1 protein-coding gene is annotated in these 1,087 nt (G+C 38.7%); it reads right to left on the reverse strand.

Annotation, left to right across the window (positions count from 1 at the left end):
- On the reverse strand, window positions 1-1,087 hold a 1,087-nt coding region (locus PL77_RS32125; RefSeq protein ID WP_044213562.1), incomplete at both ends, for a hypothetical protein.

A 1,087-nucleotide genomic window follows, 5' to 3' on the forward strand; every position in this document is an offset into this window, starting at 1 on the left:
AAGTTGTAAAGTGCTACTGAATCTTCTTGCCCAAGCGTAAACAATAGGTCAATTTGTTTTGTGAAGATCGTAAGACCAGTGATAGAAGTTGAAGTGATATTCAATCTATAGCTGTCTGCGTTATCACTTGTCATTGAAGGAATGCTCAGTAGGGAAGCAGAGCTTTCCGTCGATCCATCGCTGACTTTCGTCCAGTTATATTCTAGAGAAGCGATTTCAAAACCACCATCGTAAGAGTAAGGATCTCCGTAAGTGACTGTTTCTGTTTCTGTATCAGCACCGCTATACGTTTGACCATCGTAACTGCTGATATATTCGCTATTTTCAATCAATTCATCGAAGAATAGGAAGTTGTTATCAACATTGAACTGCGTTTTCTGATCATTGGCATTCGTAAATGAAGTGAGTGCCACATCCTCTAATTGGTTATCTGCAAGATTTACTGTTTCTAGATAACCAAAGTTTGCAATCGTCAAACTCGTTGGCAAGCTAGTTAAATCTCTATTCGAAAGGTCGATATCAATGACTCTACCGTAATCGTCAATTTGAGTCGCTATCGGGTTACCATCATTATCCACCCAATCACGCATTTCTATTGCTTTATCAGGTGTAGTTCCTAACTCTACGAATAAGTTGTAAAGTGCTACTGAATCTTCTTGCCCAAGCGTAAACAATAGGTCAATTTGTTTTGTGAAGATCGTAAGACCAGTGATAGAAGTTGAAGTGATATTCAATCTATAGCTGTCTGCGTTATCACTTGTCATTGAAGGAATGCTCAGTAGGGAAGCAGAGCTTTCCGTCGATCCATCGCTGACTTTCGTCCAGTTATATTCTAGAGAAGCGATTTCAAAACCACCGTCATAAGAGTAAGAATCTCCGAAAGTGACAGTCGCTGTTTCAGTATCAGCACTGCTATAGGTTTGACCATCATAACTACTGATGTATTCGCTATTATCAATAAGGTCATCGAAGAATAGGAAGTTGTTATCAACATTGAACTGCGTTTTCTGATCATTAGCATTATCAAAAGTAGTTAATGCGACATCTTCCAATTGGTTGTCAGATAGATTTACAGTTTCTAAGTAAC

The sequence above is a fragment of the Flammeovirga sp. OC4 genome (assembly GCF_000812565.1).
Lineage (GTDB): Bacteria > Bacteroidota > Bacteroidia > Cytophagales > Flammeovirgaceae > Flammeovirga.